At 26.7% G+C, this 16,472-nt stretch carries 17 protein-coding genes; 2 read left to right on the top strand and 15 right to left on the bottom strand.

Features of this window, described 5'->3' with window-relative positions:
• Nucleotides 1–15: 15 nt before the first annotated feature.
• The 8 genes from HMPREF2852_RS02255 to HMPREF2852_RS02290 all read right to left on the bottom strand — a co-directional run bounded on the left by HMPREF2852_RS02255 (nucleotide 16) and on the right by HMPREF2852_RS02290 (nucleotide 6,700).
• Nucleotides 16–567 carry a LutC/YkgG family protein gene (locus HMPREF2852_RS02255; protein ID WP_070605737.1) on the bottom strand — a complete coding sequence of 184 codons (552 nt, stop codon included), beginning with the start codon at nucleotides 565–567 and terminating at the stop codon, nucleotides 16–18.
• A 32-nt stretch (nucleotides 568–599) separates the two neighbouring features.
• Nucleotides 600–1,763: an ArsA family ATPase gene (locus tag HMPREF2852_RS02260; RefSeq protein ID WP_070605739.1), complete on the bottom strand. Its 1,164-nt coding sequence runs from the start codon at nucleotides 1,761–1,763 to the stop codon at nucleotides 600–602.
• A complete protein-coding gene (locus HMPREF2852_RS02265) occupies nucleotides 1,760–2,935 on the bottom strand; it encodes an ArsA family ATPase (RefSeq protein ID WP_070605741.1) in 1,176 nt (391 codons plus the stop codon). Before HMPREF2852_RS02265 ends, HMPREF2852_RS02260 begins: the two co-directional genes overlap by 4 nt.
• Before the next feature lie 23 nt (nucleotides 2,936–2,958).
• Nucleotides 2,959–3,702 carry an LrgB family protein gene (locus tag HMPREF2852_RS02270; protein ID WP_083306954.1) on the bottom strand — a complete coding sequence of 248 codons (744 nt, stop codon included), beginning with the start codon at nucleotides 3,700–3,702 and terminating at the stop codon, nucleotides 2,959–2,961.
• A 1-nt stretch (nucleotide 3,703) separates the two neighbouring features.
• On the bottom strand, nucleotides 3,704–4,051 hold the full coding sequence (locus HMPREF2852_RS02275; RefSeq protein ID WP_004839466.1) for a CidA/LrgA family protein: 348 nt from the start codon (nucleotides 4,049–4,051) through the stop codon (nucleotides 3,704–3,706).
• A gap of 848 nt (nucleotides 4,052–4,899) precedes the next feature.
• Complete coding sequence (locus HMPREF2852_RS02280) at nucleotides 4,900–5,352, bottom strand: hypothetical protein (protein ID WP_004839467.1); 453 nt, start codon at nucleotides 5,350–5,352, stop codon at nucleotides 4,900–4,902.
• Between the two features lie 45 nt (nucleotides 5,353–5,397).
• Nucleotides 5,398–6,060: a CpsD/CapB family tyrosine-protein kinase gene (locus HMPREF2852_RS02285; RefSeq protein ID WP_070605743.1), complete on the bottom strand. Its 663-nt coding sequence runs from the start codon at nucleotides 6,058–6,060 to the stop codon at nucleotides 5,398–5,400.
• Between the two features lies 1 nt (nucleotide 6,061).
• Nucleotides 6,062–6,700, bottom strand: coding sequence for a YveK family protein (locus HMPREF2852_RS02290; protein ID WP_070605745.1), 639 nt, complete (start codon nucleotides 6,698–6,700; stop codon nucleotides 6,062–6,064).
• A 278-nt stretch (nucleotides 6,701–6,978) separates the two neighbouring features.
• On the opposite strand from HMPREF2852_RS02290, the gene HMPREF2852_RS02295 reads away from it, so the two are divergent.
• Nucleotides 6,979–8,451: a nucleotide sugar dehydrogenase gene (locus tag HMPREF2852_RS02295; RefSeq protein WP_070605747.1), complete on the top strand. Its 1,473-nt coding sequence runs from the start codon at nucleotides 6,979–6,981 to the stop codon at nucleotides 8,449–8,451.
• 10 nt (nucleotides 8,452–8,461) lie between these two features.
• Nucleotides 8,462–9,547 carry a GDP-mannose 4,6-dehydratase gene (locus HMPREF2852_RS02300; RefSeq protein ID WP_070605855.1) on the top strand — a complete coding sequence of 362 codons (1,086 nt, stop codon included), beginning with the start codon at nucleotides 8,462–8,464 and terminating at the stop codon, nucleotides 9,545–9,547.
• Nucleotides 9,548–9,619: 72 nt separating this feature from the next.
• Here HMPREF2852_RS02300 and HMPREF2852_RS02305 read toward each other — a convergent pair whose 3' ends face one another.
• The 7 genes from HMPREF2852_RS02305 to HMPREF2852_RS02335 form a co-directional block, all read right to left on the bottom strand.
• Nucleotides 9,620–10,159: a serine acetyltransferase gene (locus HMPREF2852_RS02305; protein WP_070605749.1), complete on the bottom strand. Its 540-nt coding sequence runs from the start codon at nucleotides 10,157–10,159 to the stop codon at nucleotides 9,620–9,622.
• Nucleotides 10,160–10,173: 14 nt separating this feature from the next.
• Nucleotides 10,174–11,667 (bottom strand): lipopolysaccharide biosynthesis protein, encoded by a 1,494-nt coding sequence (locus HMPREF2852_RS02310; RefSeq protein WP_070605751.1) that lies wholly within the window; start codon nucleotides 11,665–11,667, stop codon nucleotides 10,174–10,176.
• Nucleotides 11,668–11,669: 2 nt separating this feature from the next.
• Complete coding sequence (locus tag HMPREF2852_RS02315; protein ID WP_070605753.1) at nucleotides 11,670–12,608, bottom strand: ATP-grasp fold amidoligase family protein; 939 nt, start codon at nucleotides 12,606–12,608, stop codon at nucleotides 11,670–11,672.
• A gap of 34 nt (nucleotides 12,609–12,642) precedes the next feature.
• Nucleotides 12,643–13,722, bottom strand: coding sequence for a glycosyltransferase family 4 protein (locus tag HMPREF2852_RS02320; protein ID WP_070605755.1), 1,080 nt, complete (start codon nucleotides 13,720–13,722; stop codon nucleotides 12,643–12,645).
• A 23-nt stretch (nucleotides 13,723–13,745) separates the two neighbouring features.
• A complete protein-coding gene (locus HMPREF2852_RS02325; RefSeq protein WP_261667944.1) occupies nucleotides 13,746–14,762 on the bottom strand; it encodes an EpsG family protein in 1,017 nt (338 codons plus the stop codon).
• 137 nt (nucleotides 14,763–14,899) lie between these two features.
• A complete protein-coding gene (locus HMPREF2852_RS02330; RefSeq protein ID WP_070605760.1) occupies nucleotides 14,900–16,000 on the bottom strand; it encodes a glycosyltransferase family 1 protein in 1,101 nt (366 codons plus the stop codon).
• Between the two features lie 13 nt (nucleotides 16,001–16,013).
• Nucleotides 16,014–16,472 (bottom strand): glycosyltransferase (locus tag HMPREF2852_RS02335; RefSeq protein ID WP_186821917.1); only part of this gene is annotated, 459 nt, incomplete at its 5' end.

Here is a 16,472-nt window from a genome sequence, read left to right on the forward strand (position 1 = left end):
CTTATAATCTTAAACCTATAGATCTGTAACTATCACTATACTCATTTGCAAAGGACCATGAACACCAACTGTACTTACGCACTCTATATCTGCTGTCCTTGAAGGGCCTGTTATAAAACCTACATATTTTGGGAAAGGTTTTAATTCGGATAGTTTGTCAAACATGTCATCATAACTTTCCACAATTGTTGAGCCTTTAACTATTCCTATATAATAATCTGGCATAATAGCCATAAGCCTAGCATCTACTTCATCACTTGCTTGTACAACAGAACCAAGCTCAGCCACGCCATAAGCAACTTCTGTTATTCCGCCTTTAGCTGTTTCGCTGTTTAGTCTAATATGATCAGTATAAACTGTAATATCATTTTTTCTAAAAGCTTCAACTACTCCTGCTTCTTTTGCAAGCTCTGTTTCCAACATACAAGTTGATTCTATTCCATTGTCCTTGTAAATATTTACAAGTGTCTCTGCTAAATTATTCTTACTTGTTTTATAACAAGTACCATTAACACTTTCTAAATTTTTTGCAAAAGTGTCAAATAATTCTATTTTATTTTCTATCATTTACGACCTCTCATTTTTATTTTTTACATATTCTAGTCATAGTCCATTACAACTCTAAGCTTGTTATCTTGCAAAGAAAATGAGCTTATTTTCCTTGAAGATATATTATCTGCCAACTTAAATCTTCTTTTATAATTTAAGTAAGAAACTTCTAAATCATTTCCTATTTTTCTAACTTCTACCTCCTCTTCTTTAGCATATTTCAAATCTATTACAATAATCTTACTAGCTTTTTCTTCTATGATATAAAACGCTTTATCATTAACGAAAATATCTTCTAGTTTAAGATTTTTAAATATCTTATCATGCAACTTATTTAAGGCTTTTAACCCGATAACTTCATAATCTTGTAAGTGAATCTTAAAAACTTTTTTTTCTTTGAAAAATTCTTCTATTTTTATAATATTTGTTTTATCTTCATCTAATAGATTTCCATAAGAAGATTGTTGAATTTCTTCTGGATATATCATATTAATAAACACGCAATCCGATAAAAATCCATACATATTTATAAGGCTATAAGATCTAAAAGTTTCATTTGCTATAACTTTATTTGCTTTGCTTATAAATCTGATTGTTGTTATATTTGGATTTTGTAATATACGTTCAAGTTCGTATAATTTCTTTGATAAACTTATAAACTCATCAAATACTATATCTTTTGGCTTTTTAACGTCTGTTCTTTTTTCAATAAAGCTTCCAAAAATACTATTAAACTTCTTAACTAATGGTACTAATGAATCCGACAAATTATTAAACTTTTCTCCAGTCGATAGCAGGGATATTGTTTCACCACTAGGCCCACAATCAACAATCAAAACATCAAACTTTCCTTCTTTATAAATTTCTAAAATTTTAAGTAGAGAAAATACATCATCAAATCCAGGAAGAAGTGACAACTCATCTAGCTGTATTTCTGTTGTTACACTTTCTTTTACAAGCTCTCTCATATAAGAGCTTATATTTCCCCACGCTTTTTTACTTTCTTTGATGGGATTAATCTCAAGTCCGTAAAGATTATTTGCTATCTGCTTGGGACTATCATTTAATTTTTCTTCAAACAAATCACTTAAACTATGAGCAAGATCACTACTTATAACTAAAGTTTTATATCTTTTGGAAATATTTATAGCTGTTAGCGCTGAAATTGTAGTTTTCCCAACTCCACCCTTGCCAGTATTTATAATAATTCTCATATCTTATCCTGTTTTACTTTTAAATATATATAAAGCTCATCGTTATTGCGGACACATTTGTGAATATAAGATTCAATCAAAATATTTGGCAAGCTAATAATTCTTTTCATATCATCCACTCTAATATTTATATCTGTCCCTTTTTTATAGACATCATAATCATGAATTTTTGAAATATTTATCCTCAATATATATCCATCATCAATTTTTTCATAACTATGACTTTCACAAATAGGTTTTATATCTAAAATTGAATCTTTAAAAGATAATTCCTCTGCAAATTTATCTATATCCTCTAGATTTGTTAAATCTTTTTTCATCAATTTTATTTTATAGACTGGCATATTATAAAAACAATCTTCAATCTCTTTTAAATGCTTTGACTGTATTTCTATTCTCTTTCTTACAAAATCACTCTTATCGTCATCAAAAAGTCTATTGACAAAAAATCCATCTACATTATAATCAAAAAGATTTAGGTAAGATAAATCTCTTTTACTTTCTTCTAAAACCATTTTTTCAGCCAATCCAACTAATCTAACCGTTGAAATCCTACTATCTTTTAAAATCCCCTCTAATTTTATAAGCCTTTTATAAATAATTTCAATTTCATCCAAAGATTGATTATCTGGCAAGTTGATTTTATATTTGTATTTAGATACAGGCCTTAAAGTTCTAATTATTCCCCTACCTATTCCAAAAAATTTCTCCAAATACCACGAAAGCATTTCTGGTATTTTTAGATAAGCAAATGTAGATGCTGATGCTGGACAGTCCACTATTATATTTTCAAAATCAAACTTTTCATATATATCCAATATTTTAAGCAATGACAATATATTAGCAATAAATGGCATATCAACACTTGAATTATAAGATACTTTTGAAAAATCTATTTTTCTAAACCTATCTGCAAGACCAGCCTTTATATCAGGAAATCTTTCCTCTAAAATTTTTGAGCTATCAATTTCAAGAACAGACAAATTCTCACAGACTTTAGTAATCTCTCCGCCTATTTTTATTCCAAAAACATCTGATAAACTATGAGCTTGGTCTATACTGATTAAAATTGTATTTATATTTTTTTTTGCAGAAATAATAGCAGTAGCGCTTGATATAGTAGACTTGCCAACACCGCCTTTTCCTGTGTACATAAAAATTTTTTTATTCATTTAATTTCAAAATTCAAAAAAATCTAACTTATAAAAAGCATTACAAAAAGTGGCATCAAAATAACTGTACAAATACCAGCTATAGCAATAGATAATCCACTCATAGCTCCTTCAACTTCTCCCATTTCTATAGCTTTTGATGTTCCCATCGCGTGGCTTGCCGTACCGATACCAATACCAATAGCTACAGAATCTTTTACTCTCATGATTTTCATAACTGTAGGTGCAAATATAGCTCCAACAGTTCCTCTAAGTATAACTGTTATTGCAGTAATTGCTGCATAAGTCTTAATGGTCACTTCATCTGCCCCAAATTTACCGATATATTCCTCAGTCAACGATTTTGCAATAGGAGTAGTTACTGATTGAGGCATCATTGACAAAGTCAAATTCTTATCAAATTTAAAAATCTTTGATAGGAAATAAGCAGACAAAATAGCAACAATAGACCCTACTATTACCCCTATTAAAATAGGAACAAGATTTGCCTTTAATCTATCTATATTTCTATACAAACTTACAACTAAAGCAACAGTAATTGGTGCTATCATAAATGATATGTACTTTCCACCCTTATTAAAATTATCATAACTAATACCAGTAATTTTCAAAAAAGCTATACAAAATATTATAGCAAGCAATAACGGATTAAAAAACGCTATTTTAGTTTTTTTACTAACCATCATTCCTATTCTAAACATAACTATGCTCAAAACAATTCCAAAAAAATCATTATCAGCTATATAAGTATTCAAAAATTCGCTCATATTACTTCCTCACTTTTTGTACTATTTCTACAATTTTAGCAGTTATTGCCATAGTTATTAAGCAAGATATAGTCATAACCACAAGTATTTGTATTGCATTATCTTTAATTACATCAAATTGCACCATAAGACCAACACCAAGAGGAGTAAAAGTAAAAGCTAGAATAGAAGTTAGAAAATCTGATGTTTCTCCAACATCCTCAACCTTTACAATCTTAAATAGCAAAGCAACAAACAAAAAAATCATACCAAAAACTGGTTCAGGTATTGGTAGCCCAGTTAATTTCTTAGCTACAAAGCCTAGTAGCAAGAAAAAAATCAAATAACAAAATTCTTTAACATATTTCATAAAATCTCCTAAAAATACATTTTTCTTTTAAAAGCCCTATAAACTCTAAGCACAAATATATAAACTAAATATATATTTTTTTACTACCAAATATCTTTTTAAACTCCCACTTCCTTCCATAAACAACAGCTAAAACTATTGTTTAATATAAAAAAATAGCTTATGTGTAATTTGTCGCAAAAATATTAAAATTATAGGATCCATATAATTTCACCGCAACAAAAATAAAATTAAAAAAATCCAAACTCTTGATATCGATTGCCGGGGTATTTAACCAATATTAAACTGTTTGGGTTTATAATAAATAATAATATAAATTAAGGACAAGAAAAATAATCAAATAAAAATATACTTATCAAAATTAACAAACAAAACGTGTAAATGCTAACATCAATCAATAAAAAATTTAATATGTAATAGTAATGCTAAAATTATATTCAATTATTTTCTATCCAGAAATATGTTTTTTTAAAGTATATCATAATTTTCTAAAAAAGAAAATGTTTTTTTAGCTTCAATACAGATTTATTTTGTAAAATAATTATAAAAAAATATAACAAGTAATTACAATATTTCTCATCAATAAAACAAGAAAATTATTAGCCAAATACAAACGCCAATTTGTTTCATTTAACATTGCATAAACACTTTTGATATATTATTTCACAATTTAAAAATATTCCATTAATCATTTTAAATTTTTAATACAAAATATTGAACATTAAACTTTAAAATTATATCACAAAATTCAAAACACTATAAAAATTAATAAATTTATCAAAAAAATACCCCCTTTGCAGATTTAATCTACAAAGAGAGTATTTATAAATCTTAATTTAAAACACTATTTACTTCTCATTTTTCAAAGCATTTCTTCTAACATAACCAATATTTCCATTAAAAGAAATTTTAGACCATTTTTGTCCATCAACTTTTACGTTTTTGATTAAATTTACCTTTGAATTCTTTGGGATTTTTTCTATAATATTATCTTCATCTTCAAAAGGTTCTTTTCTAAAATCAGTTTTTGATGATATTACAAATTCTTTTCCTATTCCTAAATTGCTATCTTCTTTTTCTTTTATATCTTCAGTACTTGATAGCTCATTTGCACTTTTTTTAATCAATTTTGTTAATTTTTCAAGTTCTTCATCTTCATCATCTGAATAATCATAAGAAAAATCACTATCAAAAATTGTATCTACATCTACATTTTTACTTTGATAATTTTCTTTTTCTTCTTTACATGAACTCAAACTAATTAGAAGAACAAGAAGACATATAATTTTTTTGATTTTCATCTTTTCCTCCAAAGTTTCTAATAGCTATTTTTCTATAAATAAAAACTATTTATTAAGATAGCTCTTATATAGATTTTTATCTACCTGCGCATGGGTCATCAATAAACCTATTATATTTGCATCAACTTCTTGTAAATTTTTAATTGCCTTGTCAAGGTCTTCTTTTTTTGTATCATTGTATTTTACTGCCACAATAATACCATCACAATAAGTTGAAATTATTGATCCATCTGCCAATAAATCAACCGGAGGCACATTTATAAATATATAATCAAATTCTTTTGATAAATTTTCTATCAATTCTTTTATTTTTTTTGAATCTAGTATTTGAGTTGGATTTGTTGGTCTTTGACCTGCCAATAAAATAAATAAATTTTCTTCTGTTTTATCTTTTAACAATAATTTTTCAACAGCAATTTCATCATTAAAATAATCTGTTAGCCCAAAATTTTTATCAGCTTTTATAATATTTCCTAATTTTGGCATTCTCAAATCAAAATCTAAAATAGCAACTTTTAGACAATCTTTGGCAAAAGTTTTAGCAAGATCATATAAAATTTCAATATTTTCCTCATTTGGATTTGAAGACGTCATGCCAATAACCTTACATTTGCTATAATTCTTGTTATATTTTATAGCAGTTTTTATAGAATATATAGACTCATCATATAAAGATGAATTATTTAAATATCCATTATTTTCTATCATCTTATTCTCCTTTTGCCTTATCTGGAATTATTCCTATCAAAGGAATATCATAATATTCTTTCATTTCATCAGCACTTTTAATTCTTGTATCAGTTATATCTTTTACTAATAATATTGAAGTTCCTATTAGAAATCCTAACACAAATCCTATTGCTCCATTTTTCTTTGAATTTTGATTTATATTCTTTTTAGGCAGTCTAGCTTTATCTACGATTATAACTCTGTTTTTATTAAGTTTTCCTATCGCACTTTTTAGTTCTATAGCTGTTTGGTTTGCAATATCCGTAGCTCTTTTTGGTATAGTATCTTTAACCACTATGTTAATCATTCTAGTGTTAGATATCGGCTCAACTGTAACTTTATTAGTAAATTCCTCGTAAGACATCTCTAACCCTAATTTATTTTTTACTTTTGATACCAACAAATTAGATTTTGAAAGATTTGCATAAGTAGCATTAATACTATCATTCGATGATTTTTCTGTCATTATAATCGTTGATGTTTCATAAGTAGGAACTGCTGAAACTTTACTTATTGTGAAAAATCCTGCTCCTAACACTATGGCTACAGATAAAATTATATGTATATTACATATAAAAGTTTTCAAAACTCTTATTATGTCTAACTCATTATCATTCATCCAATTTCTCCTTTTAATCTAAAATATAATAATTTCAAGAATTTTAAATTCTAGCTATCTTATAGTTTATAATAATTTTAACTTAATATCAATACTTCCAGATTATTATATACTTAAATATAGAAACCAAATAAATTAACCCATAAATATTTGTTATTTAAAATTGCTTATAATCTTGTTTTCTATAAATTTATTTTATGATTGTTATTTATAATTGACTTATTCCCACGCTTTTGTTATTATTAATTAAAAGTTATAATAATGATTTGGAGAAAAAAATGAAAAAACTATCAATAGAGAAATTGTCAAAAACCGTTTCTGATAAAAGAAAAGAAAAAAATTTAACCCAAAAAAAATTAGAAGAAATAACTGGTATAAACAGGACTATGATTAGCAAATTAGAATCTCAAAACTATATTCCATCAATAGAACAGCTTGAGTCTTTATCAGATACTTTAGAATTTGAAATTACAGATTTATTTCAAGATGATAAAAACAAAGTAAACAAAAAAATTTCTAATGAAAAATACAATATAGCTGTTGCTGGAACTGGTTATGTTGGTCTTTCTATTGCAACTTTATTATCTCAACACAACCACGTTACAGCTGTTGATATTATTAAAGATAAAGTCGATTTAATTAATGAGAGAAAATCTCCAATACAAGATGAATATATAGAAAAATATTTAAAAGAAAAAGATTTGGATCTTACAGCAACACTTGATGTAGAAAATGCCTATAAAAATGCAGATTTTGTTGTAATAGCTGCACCAACAAATTATGACAGTAAGAAAAATTTCTTTGATTGTTCTGCTGTTGAGTCTGTTATTGAATTGGTTTTGAGGGTTAATCCTTCAGCTACTATGATTATAAAATCAACTATTCCTGTAGGATACACTAAATCTGTTAGGGAAAAATATAATACTAAAAATATTATTTTTTCTCCTGAATTTTTAAGAGAATCTAAGGCCTTGTATGATAATCTATATCCATCTAGAATTATTGTTTCTTGTGATGATGAGAGTCGTGAAAAGGCTGAAATTTTTGCTCATCTTTTACAAGACGGTGCTATTAAGGAAGATATTGATACCTTGTTTATGGGCTTTACTGAGGCTGAGGCTGTAAAATTATTTGCTAATACTTATCTTGCTCTTAGGGTTTCTTATTTTAATGAGCTTGATACTTATGCTGAAAGTAAGGAATTAAATACTGAAGAGATTATTAATGGTGTTTGTCTTGATCCAAGAATTGGCTCTCATTACAACAATCCTTCTTTTGGTTATGGTGGCTATTGTCTTCCAAAAGATACCAAACAACTTCTTGCAAATTTTGACAAGGTGCCTCAAAATATGATTTCTGCTATTGTTGATTCTAATAGGACTAGAAAAGATTTTATTGCTGATCAAGTTTTGGGAAAAGCTGGCGCCTATGTTTCAAATAGCAAATGGGATCCTAAAAAAGAGGAGGAAAAAATTATAGGAGTTTATAGATTAACTATGAAGTCAAATTCTGATAACTTCCGTCAATCTTCAATCCAAGGTGTTATGAAAAGAATTAAGGCAAAGGGAGCAAAGGTCGTTATATATGAACCAACTCTTAAAAATGGCGAAACTTTTTACGGTTCAGAAGTAGTAAACAACCTAAAGAAATTTAAAAAAATAAGTCAAGCAATTATTGCAAACAGATATGATGCTTGTCTTGATGATGTAATTGACAAAGTTTATACAAGAGATATTTTCAAAAGAGATTAAGGTAAAAAAAATGAATAATATAGATTTAAAAAATAAAACAGTTTTTGTTACAGGTTCTGCAGGTTTTATCGGATCAAACCTTGTACTTGAATTATTAAAAACTCAATCACCAATAAATATTATTGGGATTGATAATATGAATGATTATTATGATGTGAATATCAAAAAATGGAGACTTGAAGAAATTGAAAAATATCTAAAAGAAAATCCAAATTCTACTTACAAATTTTATCAAGAAGATATTTCAAATAAAAAGATTATTGATAAAATATTTGAAGATCACAAACCAGATATAGTTGTAAATTTGGGTGCCCAAGCTGGAGTAAGATATTCAATTTCAAATCCAGATGCTTATATTTCTTCAAATATGATTGGATTTTATAATATTTTGGAAGCTTGTCGTCATTCTTATGACAATGGTTCAAAAGGAGTTGAACATCTTGTCTATGCTTCTTCATCATCAGTTTATGGTTCAAACAAAAAAGTTCCTTACAGTACTGATGATAAGGTAGACAATCCTGTATCCTTATATGCTGCAACAAAAAAATCTAATGAACTTATGGCTCATGCCTATAGTAAACTATATAATATCCCATCAACTGGCTTAAGATTTTTTACAGTTTATGGACCTGCAGGCAGACCTGATATGGCGTATTTTGGATTTACAAACAAGCTTTTAAATAACCAAACAATAGAAATATTTAATTACGGAAATTGCAAAAGAGATTTTACCTATATTGATGATATTGTTGAAGGTGTAAAAAGAGTAATGCAAAAGGCACCAGAAAGAAAAAACGGAGAAGATGGACTACCAATTCCACCATACAAAGTTTACAATATTGGAAACAACAACCCAGAAAATTTATTAGATTTTGTAACAATACTCCAAGAAGAATTAATAAGGGCAAAAGTATTACCAGAAGATTACGATTTCGAATCCCATAAAAAATTAGTCCCAATGCAAGCAGGAGATGTCCCAATAACCTACGCCGACACCAAACCATTAGAAAAAGATTTTGGCTTCAAACCAGACACTAGCCTAAGAGATGGTATCAGAAAATTTGCTGAATGGTATAAAGAATTTTATAAGATATAAATTTGTTTGAAAAAAAGCTAATTATATAGTAATTTAAATTATTATATAATTAGCTTTTTTATTTTTTGAAATTTATTTACAAGTATCATTATATTTATTATTAATATAATCTTTAGTTGCATTTTCTTTTGGGATAATTTTCCCAGGATTTCCTATTACTATAGAGTGATCTGGTACGTCAAAATTTACAAATGAGTTTGCAGAAATTAATACATCATTCCCTATTCGAACATTTCCAACTATTGTCGAATTTATTCCAATCCATACTTCATTACCTATTGAAGGAGTTCCTTTTTTCTTTCCTCTATTTTCTTGTCCTATTGTAACTCCTTTATGTATATTACAATTTTCACCAATAATAGATTCAGGATTTATTGTAATCGCAAAAGGATGTCCAATATATAAACCCTTACCAATCTTAGAATTGGCAGACAATTCTATAAAATTTTTCTTTCTATTTAAAACAAATAAAACTTTATAAAAAATTTTTAATAGATGATTATTTGAATCTTGATACTTTCTAAACCATTTTTGAAATTTAGGAATTTTTTTATAATCTCCACCATATCTACATAGATCTGCCTTTAATTTACTTTTATAATTTTCACACATTATTATTTCCTTAACTAATATCTTTTTAATTTTTTTAATATAGCAATAATATATTTCTTATAAAATATTGCATTAATTATTCCCATAAACACTAGAGAAATAATACTAACTTTTATTGAATATAAAATCCAAGAAATCCATGTAATCTCATTTATAGTGGAAAATTTAGCAATAATAACAAAAAATAAAACAGTAATTCCATCAACCAATAATTGTTTTATGAAATATTTTATAGGCCAATGTATTAAATTTTTAGAATCATATATTGCCATCCATATTGTTTGATAAAACATAGCCAATAGCGTTCCTATCGCAACACCAGCTAAGCCTAAAATATTTACAAATAAAATTGATATTACAATATTTATTATAGCTGCAATTATATAATTATTTTGCGTTTGTTTGTAGTGACCGCCAGCTAAAATCAATATATTATATGGTAGACGTAAACAGTGACCTGCATTTGCTGCTACTATTAAAACTGCAAATAATGGTTGAATATAATTTGCATCATGTATTCCTGATGTATAAACTTCTACAAATGGAATTATTAAAATAGCTGTAACTCCAAAAATAAAAGTTGTTCCAGTATGAATACTCCATTCAACCCAACCAAAAAATTTTCTTAATCTATCAATTTCTTCTCTAGCTAAAAGCTCACCCATCAATGATTGAATTCCATTTGTCATTGACATAAGAAGTTTTTTTACTCCCATGACAACCATATTATATACAGAATAAACCGAAACAATTTCAAGTCCCATAAATACTGTAAGTACAATATTATCAGTACCATCTAATACAACCGCTGAAATGTGTTGAGCTATTCCATTCCATTTTTGTTTTATTGGTTCCTCATCGTATTTTATATTCCAATTTATTTTATAACTTTTCTTTACATAAAGCGAAAGAATTAGTGGTCTAGCTAAATAAATTAATGACGTTGTTAATTTTACTATATGAATTGATGCTCCTAATTTTATTAGAATAAAACAAGCTATAGTATTTAATATTAATGTTATTGTTTGAATATTATAAGAAAAATATCCTCTTTGATTTGCTGTTATTAGTAAACTATTTACAATTCCAAAATAGTATTGAGCAAAAGAGCTTATACTTATAACTAGAATCATTGTAGCAGTATATAAAAATCCGAAATTTGTTTTTGCTATTAACGGATAAATCCCCATCAAAATCACAACGTAAACCAAAAGTATTGTAGCAAGTCTTGAGAAAAACTTCTGACCAGAAACCATAACTCTGCTTATTTGATTATAATCATTTTCCGCTAAAGGCTTATATAATGATGATTGAATTACAGCTCCAACTCCAAGTTCCAAGAATGATATAATCGCTAAAAATTGCATTATTGAATTTATTAAACCGTTGACTTCAGAACCGTATGATTTTAATATAAGTCTAGGAACAATAAAGCCACATACAATTGTAGTTAACTGAAATATTAGCGATGAACTTGTGTTAAGAGCTAATAGCTTTTTTCTATTCATTATTAGTCTCCGTTGCTTAGCATTTTTTTCGGTAATTTTATCCAACTACCTAATTTATAATCCCATTCAAGTGGCTCAATTTTATCAAAACCTCCACCATCAAAAAATGTCAACTCCCCAAAATAAATTTTATTATTGCTTATATATAAATCTACTCTTACCTCTGGCATTCCTTCAGATAAAATCTCCGCAATTTTAATCATTTCTTGAAATTTTTGTGGCTTTTGAGGTTTATTTAAAGCATTAGGCATTCCAAATCTTAAGTCTACCCATTCAAAATTCATATCAAAAAAATCTCCAGTTGTTTCTTTATCAGAATTTCTATCTTGATAAATTCCAACAATCTTAGGCTTTCCATCAAAGCAATAAAATTTATAATCTCTTAAATTTTTTCCTGTTTCATCTGTCATATATTTTTCGCAAATTATTTTTCTTGAAACATTTTTGTAAGGCCATTCTCTCCCATTAAGATAATAATTCTGAGCTAACCCACTTTTTAATTCATTTTTTACTTTCTTTATATCAATTTTACTTTTATCTGTACATATACACATTCCTAGACCAGAGTTGTGATTACACTTTAGAACAAATTTATTTGGCAAAGAATCAAAATCAATATCTTCTGGATCATCCCATACTCCTAGTAAAGGAATTAAATAGCCCTCTCCAATTTTTTCAGATATATATTCTCTAACTTTATATTTATCAACTAATTTTGTATATAATGGATTCCTATCATATAGTTTTAACCATTGTAATTTTTCGTTAAAAGATTTTGGATTTTCTAAATTTAAAGGATAATCCATAGTAGCTTTAAACATTTTTTCTATAAACTTTTTATCGTCCATATTATTATACAAGCCAAGTTTTGAATTTACTCTCAATCTATATTCTTGATTTGATATATATTTATTAGCCTTTTTAATAATATTATTTATCATTTTATCATAATTGTATTTTTGTACAATTTCCTTTCTAATTATTTATCACTTGTTCAAAATACTCTTGCCATTGTTTAAATATATTATTTGGCTTAAATATTTCAGATTTTTCTTTTGCATTTCTCCTTATTTCATTCGAAAATTCATTATCTTCTAATAATAAAAGAATATTTTTTGCTAACTCTTTTTCATTATTTACAGGAACCAAAATTCCATCTAATCCATGATTTATAATAGCCTTAGGACCACCACACGGACAATCCGTAGATATGCATGGAACACCAGCTGCCATAGCTTCTAGAAGAGTATTAGGCATCCCCTCATAATCTGAAGATAAGATAAACATCTTTGCTTTTGATAAGACCTTTGGAATATTATCCGTTAAACCCATAAGTAATATTCTATCTTCAAGTCCTTTTTTATTTATCTCATTTTTTAATTTTTCTTTCAGTTCTCCATCTCCATAGATCAATAATTTCTCATCTGGATATTTTTCATTTACTTTTGCAAATGCATTAATTAACATCATTTGATTTTTTTGTTGACTTAGTCTTCCTATTGAAACTATATATTTGGGATCATATATATTTACATCAAAAAATTTCTCATCAACTTGATTGAATATTATTTTAGATTTACCCTGTAATTTGATCGGGAAATATTTTTTAGCATCTTCAGTTTGGAAAACACATCCATCAGCTTTAGGAAGTATATATTTTGATATTAATTTCCCCGCAATTCCTGGATACTCTTTGCTTGGATCATTTCTAATAGAGATTATATTTTTAACATCTAATTTTCTAGAAGCAAGCAAAGCCCTTACAACTGGCTCTCTCATAAATGAAACAACTAAGTCAGGTTTATTCATGCAAATTATCTTTTTTAATTGTCTAATAATATTTATATTTTTAAAAATCTTATTTTTTGAAGATTTTTTATAGTCTTCTAAGCAAATTCTTTTTACATTTGAATTTGTCTTATATTCTTTTTCAACTTTATAAGAAGTTACTAAAATAATTGTATTATTTTCATCTGCAAATTGATTTGCTAAATTTGTTACAACTCTCTCAGCTCCACCTTTTCCTAATGTATTTATATAAAATAAAATTTTCATTAATATCTCCTATTAAAATATAATTAAGTTAGAAATGATTCAAAAGGTACTATTTGACAACCATCAGTTACTAATCCATATATATATAATGCTGAAAATATTAATGCAAAAATAAATATATAAAATTTCCTATACTTAGATTCATAAGTAATATTAGGTATTGAAAGAGTATATATTAGTTCAAAATATCTTGTAACTCTCGCAAATAACGAAAAACTTATTGCACCAATTTGAAGATATATCGCTCCAAATGATCCTTCATAATCTTTAACTTCGTTATTTAATTTTTTACGATTTATTATTATTCTTAAAATAAAAGATATTATAATATAAAAGAATAGTAATTTATATCCCTGACCGGAAACTGATGTATTAGAATAATCATTCGAATAGAATTTATACAGATGTGGGATTATATACATAGCACCTAAAATAGATAACATTAGAAACAAATTTTTTTTAATCAATAACGCTCTGCTATCATTCCCCTCAATAATTATATAAGATAATAAGAAAAATATAGCCGTTTTATGAAACGTAACAGCAAGTAATATTAATAAAAGACTAACTAATTTATTGTTTTTCTTAATAAAATCAAAACTTAAAAAGCAAATAGAGCACGCTATAGCTTGCCTTAAAATACATAAATTAGTTCCTAAAAATCCAAGACCTAAATACACTAAAAAACTAAGTGAAAAGCATTTGGATCTTTTATATATAATGTAAGAAAAAATTCCATAACTAATTATAAATACAATATTTTCAAATATTCTAAAATTACTTGTAAATAATCTAATAAATTTATTTAAAAGAACGTAGCCAATATCATATTTAAAATTAAATATAAAAAAACTAATGCTTTTACTTGGATAAAACTTCAAAAAATAATATCTATAATTATCTACATCAACGCCTAAATGTTGATTTCTCATAAGCCCAATCATAAGTATAGATATAAAACATAAGAAAAAACTAATTTTTCTCGTATTCAATTTGTATTTTGAAATTTTTAAAGACGAAAATGATGCCTCTAAAAACACATTTAGTAGTATAAAAGCTAATAAAAATATATAAATTGTCAAAAAATTCCCTTTCTTAAACTAATTCGTTATCCAAACCTATATAAATGATTGACTCGCTTAAAACAAAATTTAAAGCAACACATCTATTAATTTAACTAAGAAGCTAAATTCTTGTAAAATTCTAATAACCATCTAGTTGTATCTCTTATATCAAACCCTTTTGATCTAACAATTTCCGACGCTTCTTTTAGTCTATTTTTTTTCATATTTAATATATAATTTACCCATATACCTTCTCCTTGATTTATAGGCAAATATTTAAGATTTGGTAATAATTTTACTTCCTCTGTTACAGATTCTGATAAAATACATGGTAAACCTGAAGCCTCAGCTTCGACAACAGCAACTGGTAACCCTTCCCAAAATGACGGGAAGAGAAAGACATCTACCGCTTGTAAAATGTTATCAACATCTTCTCTTGAACCCATCATAAATACTTTCCCTTTCAAGTTCAAATCTTTAATTTTTGTATTTATTTCTTCTTTCAACTCTCCATCTCCAATAATTAATAAAATAGATTTTGAGTTTTTTTCCAAAATTCCTTTAAAAACTTTTAATAAAAAAATGTGATTTTTAGGACTAGATAACCTACCAACATGAGCAAATACCAAATTATTTTCAATATTTAAAGCATTTCTATATTCACTTCTTATTTTTTCATTATATTTATATTTATTAACGTCAATAGAATTTTTTACTAAAAAATAATTATCTTCTTTTATTTTTTCCGTTCCATATAACCATTTTCCTGAAGATTCAGAACATGCAAACAAATAATCAGCCTGTTTCGCTAAAGGTTTTTGTAGTACATTTTTAATAACAGCCTTAAATCCTTTTCCATTTGAAGTACTATGGCTATGTATAATTGTTTTTAAATGATATTTTTTAGCTATAGGAAAAAACACACTTGCATAACTCCTAATGTGGGAATGAATAATTCTATATTCTGGATGAGCGTCAAAAAAACTTTTCCAAGTATTTCTATAACTTAAAATATTATATACTTTAAACTTAGGGAACACGTATATTTTCCCACCCATACTCTCTATTTCTTCTCTATAATCATTTTGCGAATCACTATGAATAATAAAATCAAATTGAACTTCACTTTTGTCTATATATCTATAAAAATTCATTACCATAGTTTCAGCTCCGCCTCTGTTTAATCCACCTAATACATGTAATACTCTTATCATTGTTCTCCTTAAGTTATTTAAGTCTATTTATTATATTCTCATTAATTTTAAAAACATCAAAATTATCTTCAGCAAACTTTCTAGACTCTTGCGCCATATTTTCTGTTTCTTTAGGATGTTCAATCATCCAAATCATTTTTTCTGCTAAAGCTTTAATGTCTTTCTTCTCAACAACAAAACCATTTACACCATTTTTTACGGTTTCTTTGCATCCTGGTGTATTAAACGTTATAACAGGTCTGCCACTTGCTAAAGCCTGTAACACTGATCTTGGAACACCTTCTGGATAATATGAAGGATATATAAAAAATCTAGATTTTGCCATCCATTTTGACACATCTCTTGTTTCTCCATGATAAATTACAGTATTTTCATCTTCAGCTTTTTTTAAAATATCATTTAAACTTGATTTTTCCACTGCATTATCTAATGGTCCAACAACATCAAAAACAGCTGTCGGATATTTTTTTTT

It is taken from the genome of Anaerococcus sp. HMSC065G05 (assembly GCF_001812365.1).
In the GTDB taxonomy this organism is placed as follows: domain Bacteria; phylum Bacillota; class Clostridia; order Tissierellales; family Peptoniphilaceae; genus Anaerococcus; species Anaerococcus vaginalis.

What these genes read in the sequence shown, in the direction of transcription:
- HMPREF2852_RS02290 (WP_070605745.1), bottom strand. Translation starts at nt 6,700, where the DNA reads ATGAATGATAATGAGTTAGACATAATAAGAGTTTTGAAAACTTTTATA.
- HMPREF2852_RS02265 (WP_070605741.1), bottom strand. Translation starts at nt 2,935, where the DNA reads ATGAATAAAAAAATTTTTATGTACACAGGAAAAGGCGGTGTTGGCAAG.
- HMPREF2852_RS02270 (WP_083306954.1), bottom strand. Translation starts at nt 3,702, where the DNA reads ATGAGCGAATTTTTGAATACTTATATAGCTGATAATGATTTTTTTGGA.
- HMPREF2852_RS02280 (WP_004839467.1), bottom strand. Translation starts at nt 5,352, where the DNA reads ATGAAAATCAAAAAAATTATATGTCTTCTTGTTCTTCTAATTAGTTTG.
- HMPREF2852_RS02315 (WP_070605753.1), bottom strand. Translation starts at nt 12,608, where the DNA reads ATGATAAATAATATTATTAAAAAGGCTAATAAATATATATCAAATCAA.
- HMPREF2852_RS02320 (WP_070605755.1), bottom strand. Translation starts at nt 13,722, where the DNA reads ATGAAAATTTTATTTTATATAAATACATTAGGAAAAGGTGGAGCTGAG.
- HMPREF2852_RS02310 (WP_070605751.1), bottom strand. Translation starts at nt 11,667, where the DNA reads ATGAATAGAAAAAAGCTATTAGCTCTTAACACAAGTTCATCGCTAATA.
- HMPREF2852_RS02295 (WP_070605747.1), top strand. Translation starts at nt 6,979, where the DNA reads ATGAAAAAACTATCAATAGAGAAATTGTCAAAAACCGTTTCTGATAAA.
- HMPREF2852_RS02305 (WP_070605749.1), bottom strand. Translation starts at nt 10,159, where the DNA reads ATGTGTGAAAATTATAAAAGTAAATTAAAGGCAGATCTATGTAGATAT.
- HMPREF2852_RS02300 (WP_070605855.1), top strand. Translation starts at nt 8,462, where the DNA reads ATGAATAATATAGATTTAAAAAATAAAACAGTTTTTGTTACAGGTTCT.
- HMPREF2852_RS02260 (WP_070605739.1), bottom strand. Translation starts at nt 1,763, where the DNA reads ATGAGAATTATTATAAATACTGGCAAGGGTGGAGTTGGGAAAACTACA.
- HMPREF2852_RS02275 (WP_004839466.1), bottom strand. Translation starts at nt 4,051, where the DNA reads ATGAAATATGTTAAAGAATTTTGTTATTTGATTTTTTTCTTGCTACTA.
- HMPREF2852_RS02255 (WP_070605737.1), bottom strand. Translation starts at nt 567, where the DNA reads ATGATAGAAAATAAAATAGAATTATTTGACACTTTTGCAAAAAATTTA.
- HMPREF2852_RS02330 (WP_070605760.1), bottom strand. Translation starts at nt 16,000, where the DNA reads ATGATAAGAGTATTACATGTATTAGGTGGATTAAACAGAGGCGGAGCT.
- HMPREF2852_RS02285 (WP_070605743.1), bottom strand. Translation starts at nt 6,060, where the DNA reads ATGATAGAAAATAATGGATATTTAAATAATTCATCTTTATATGATGAG.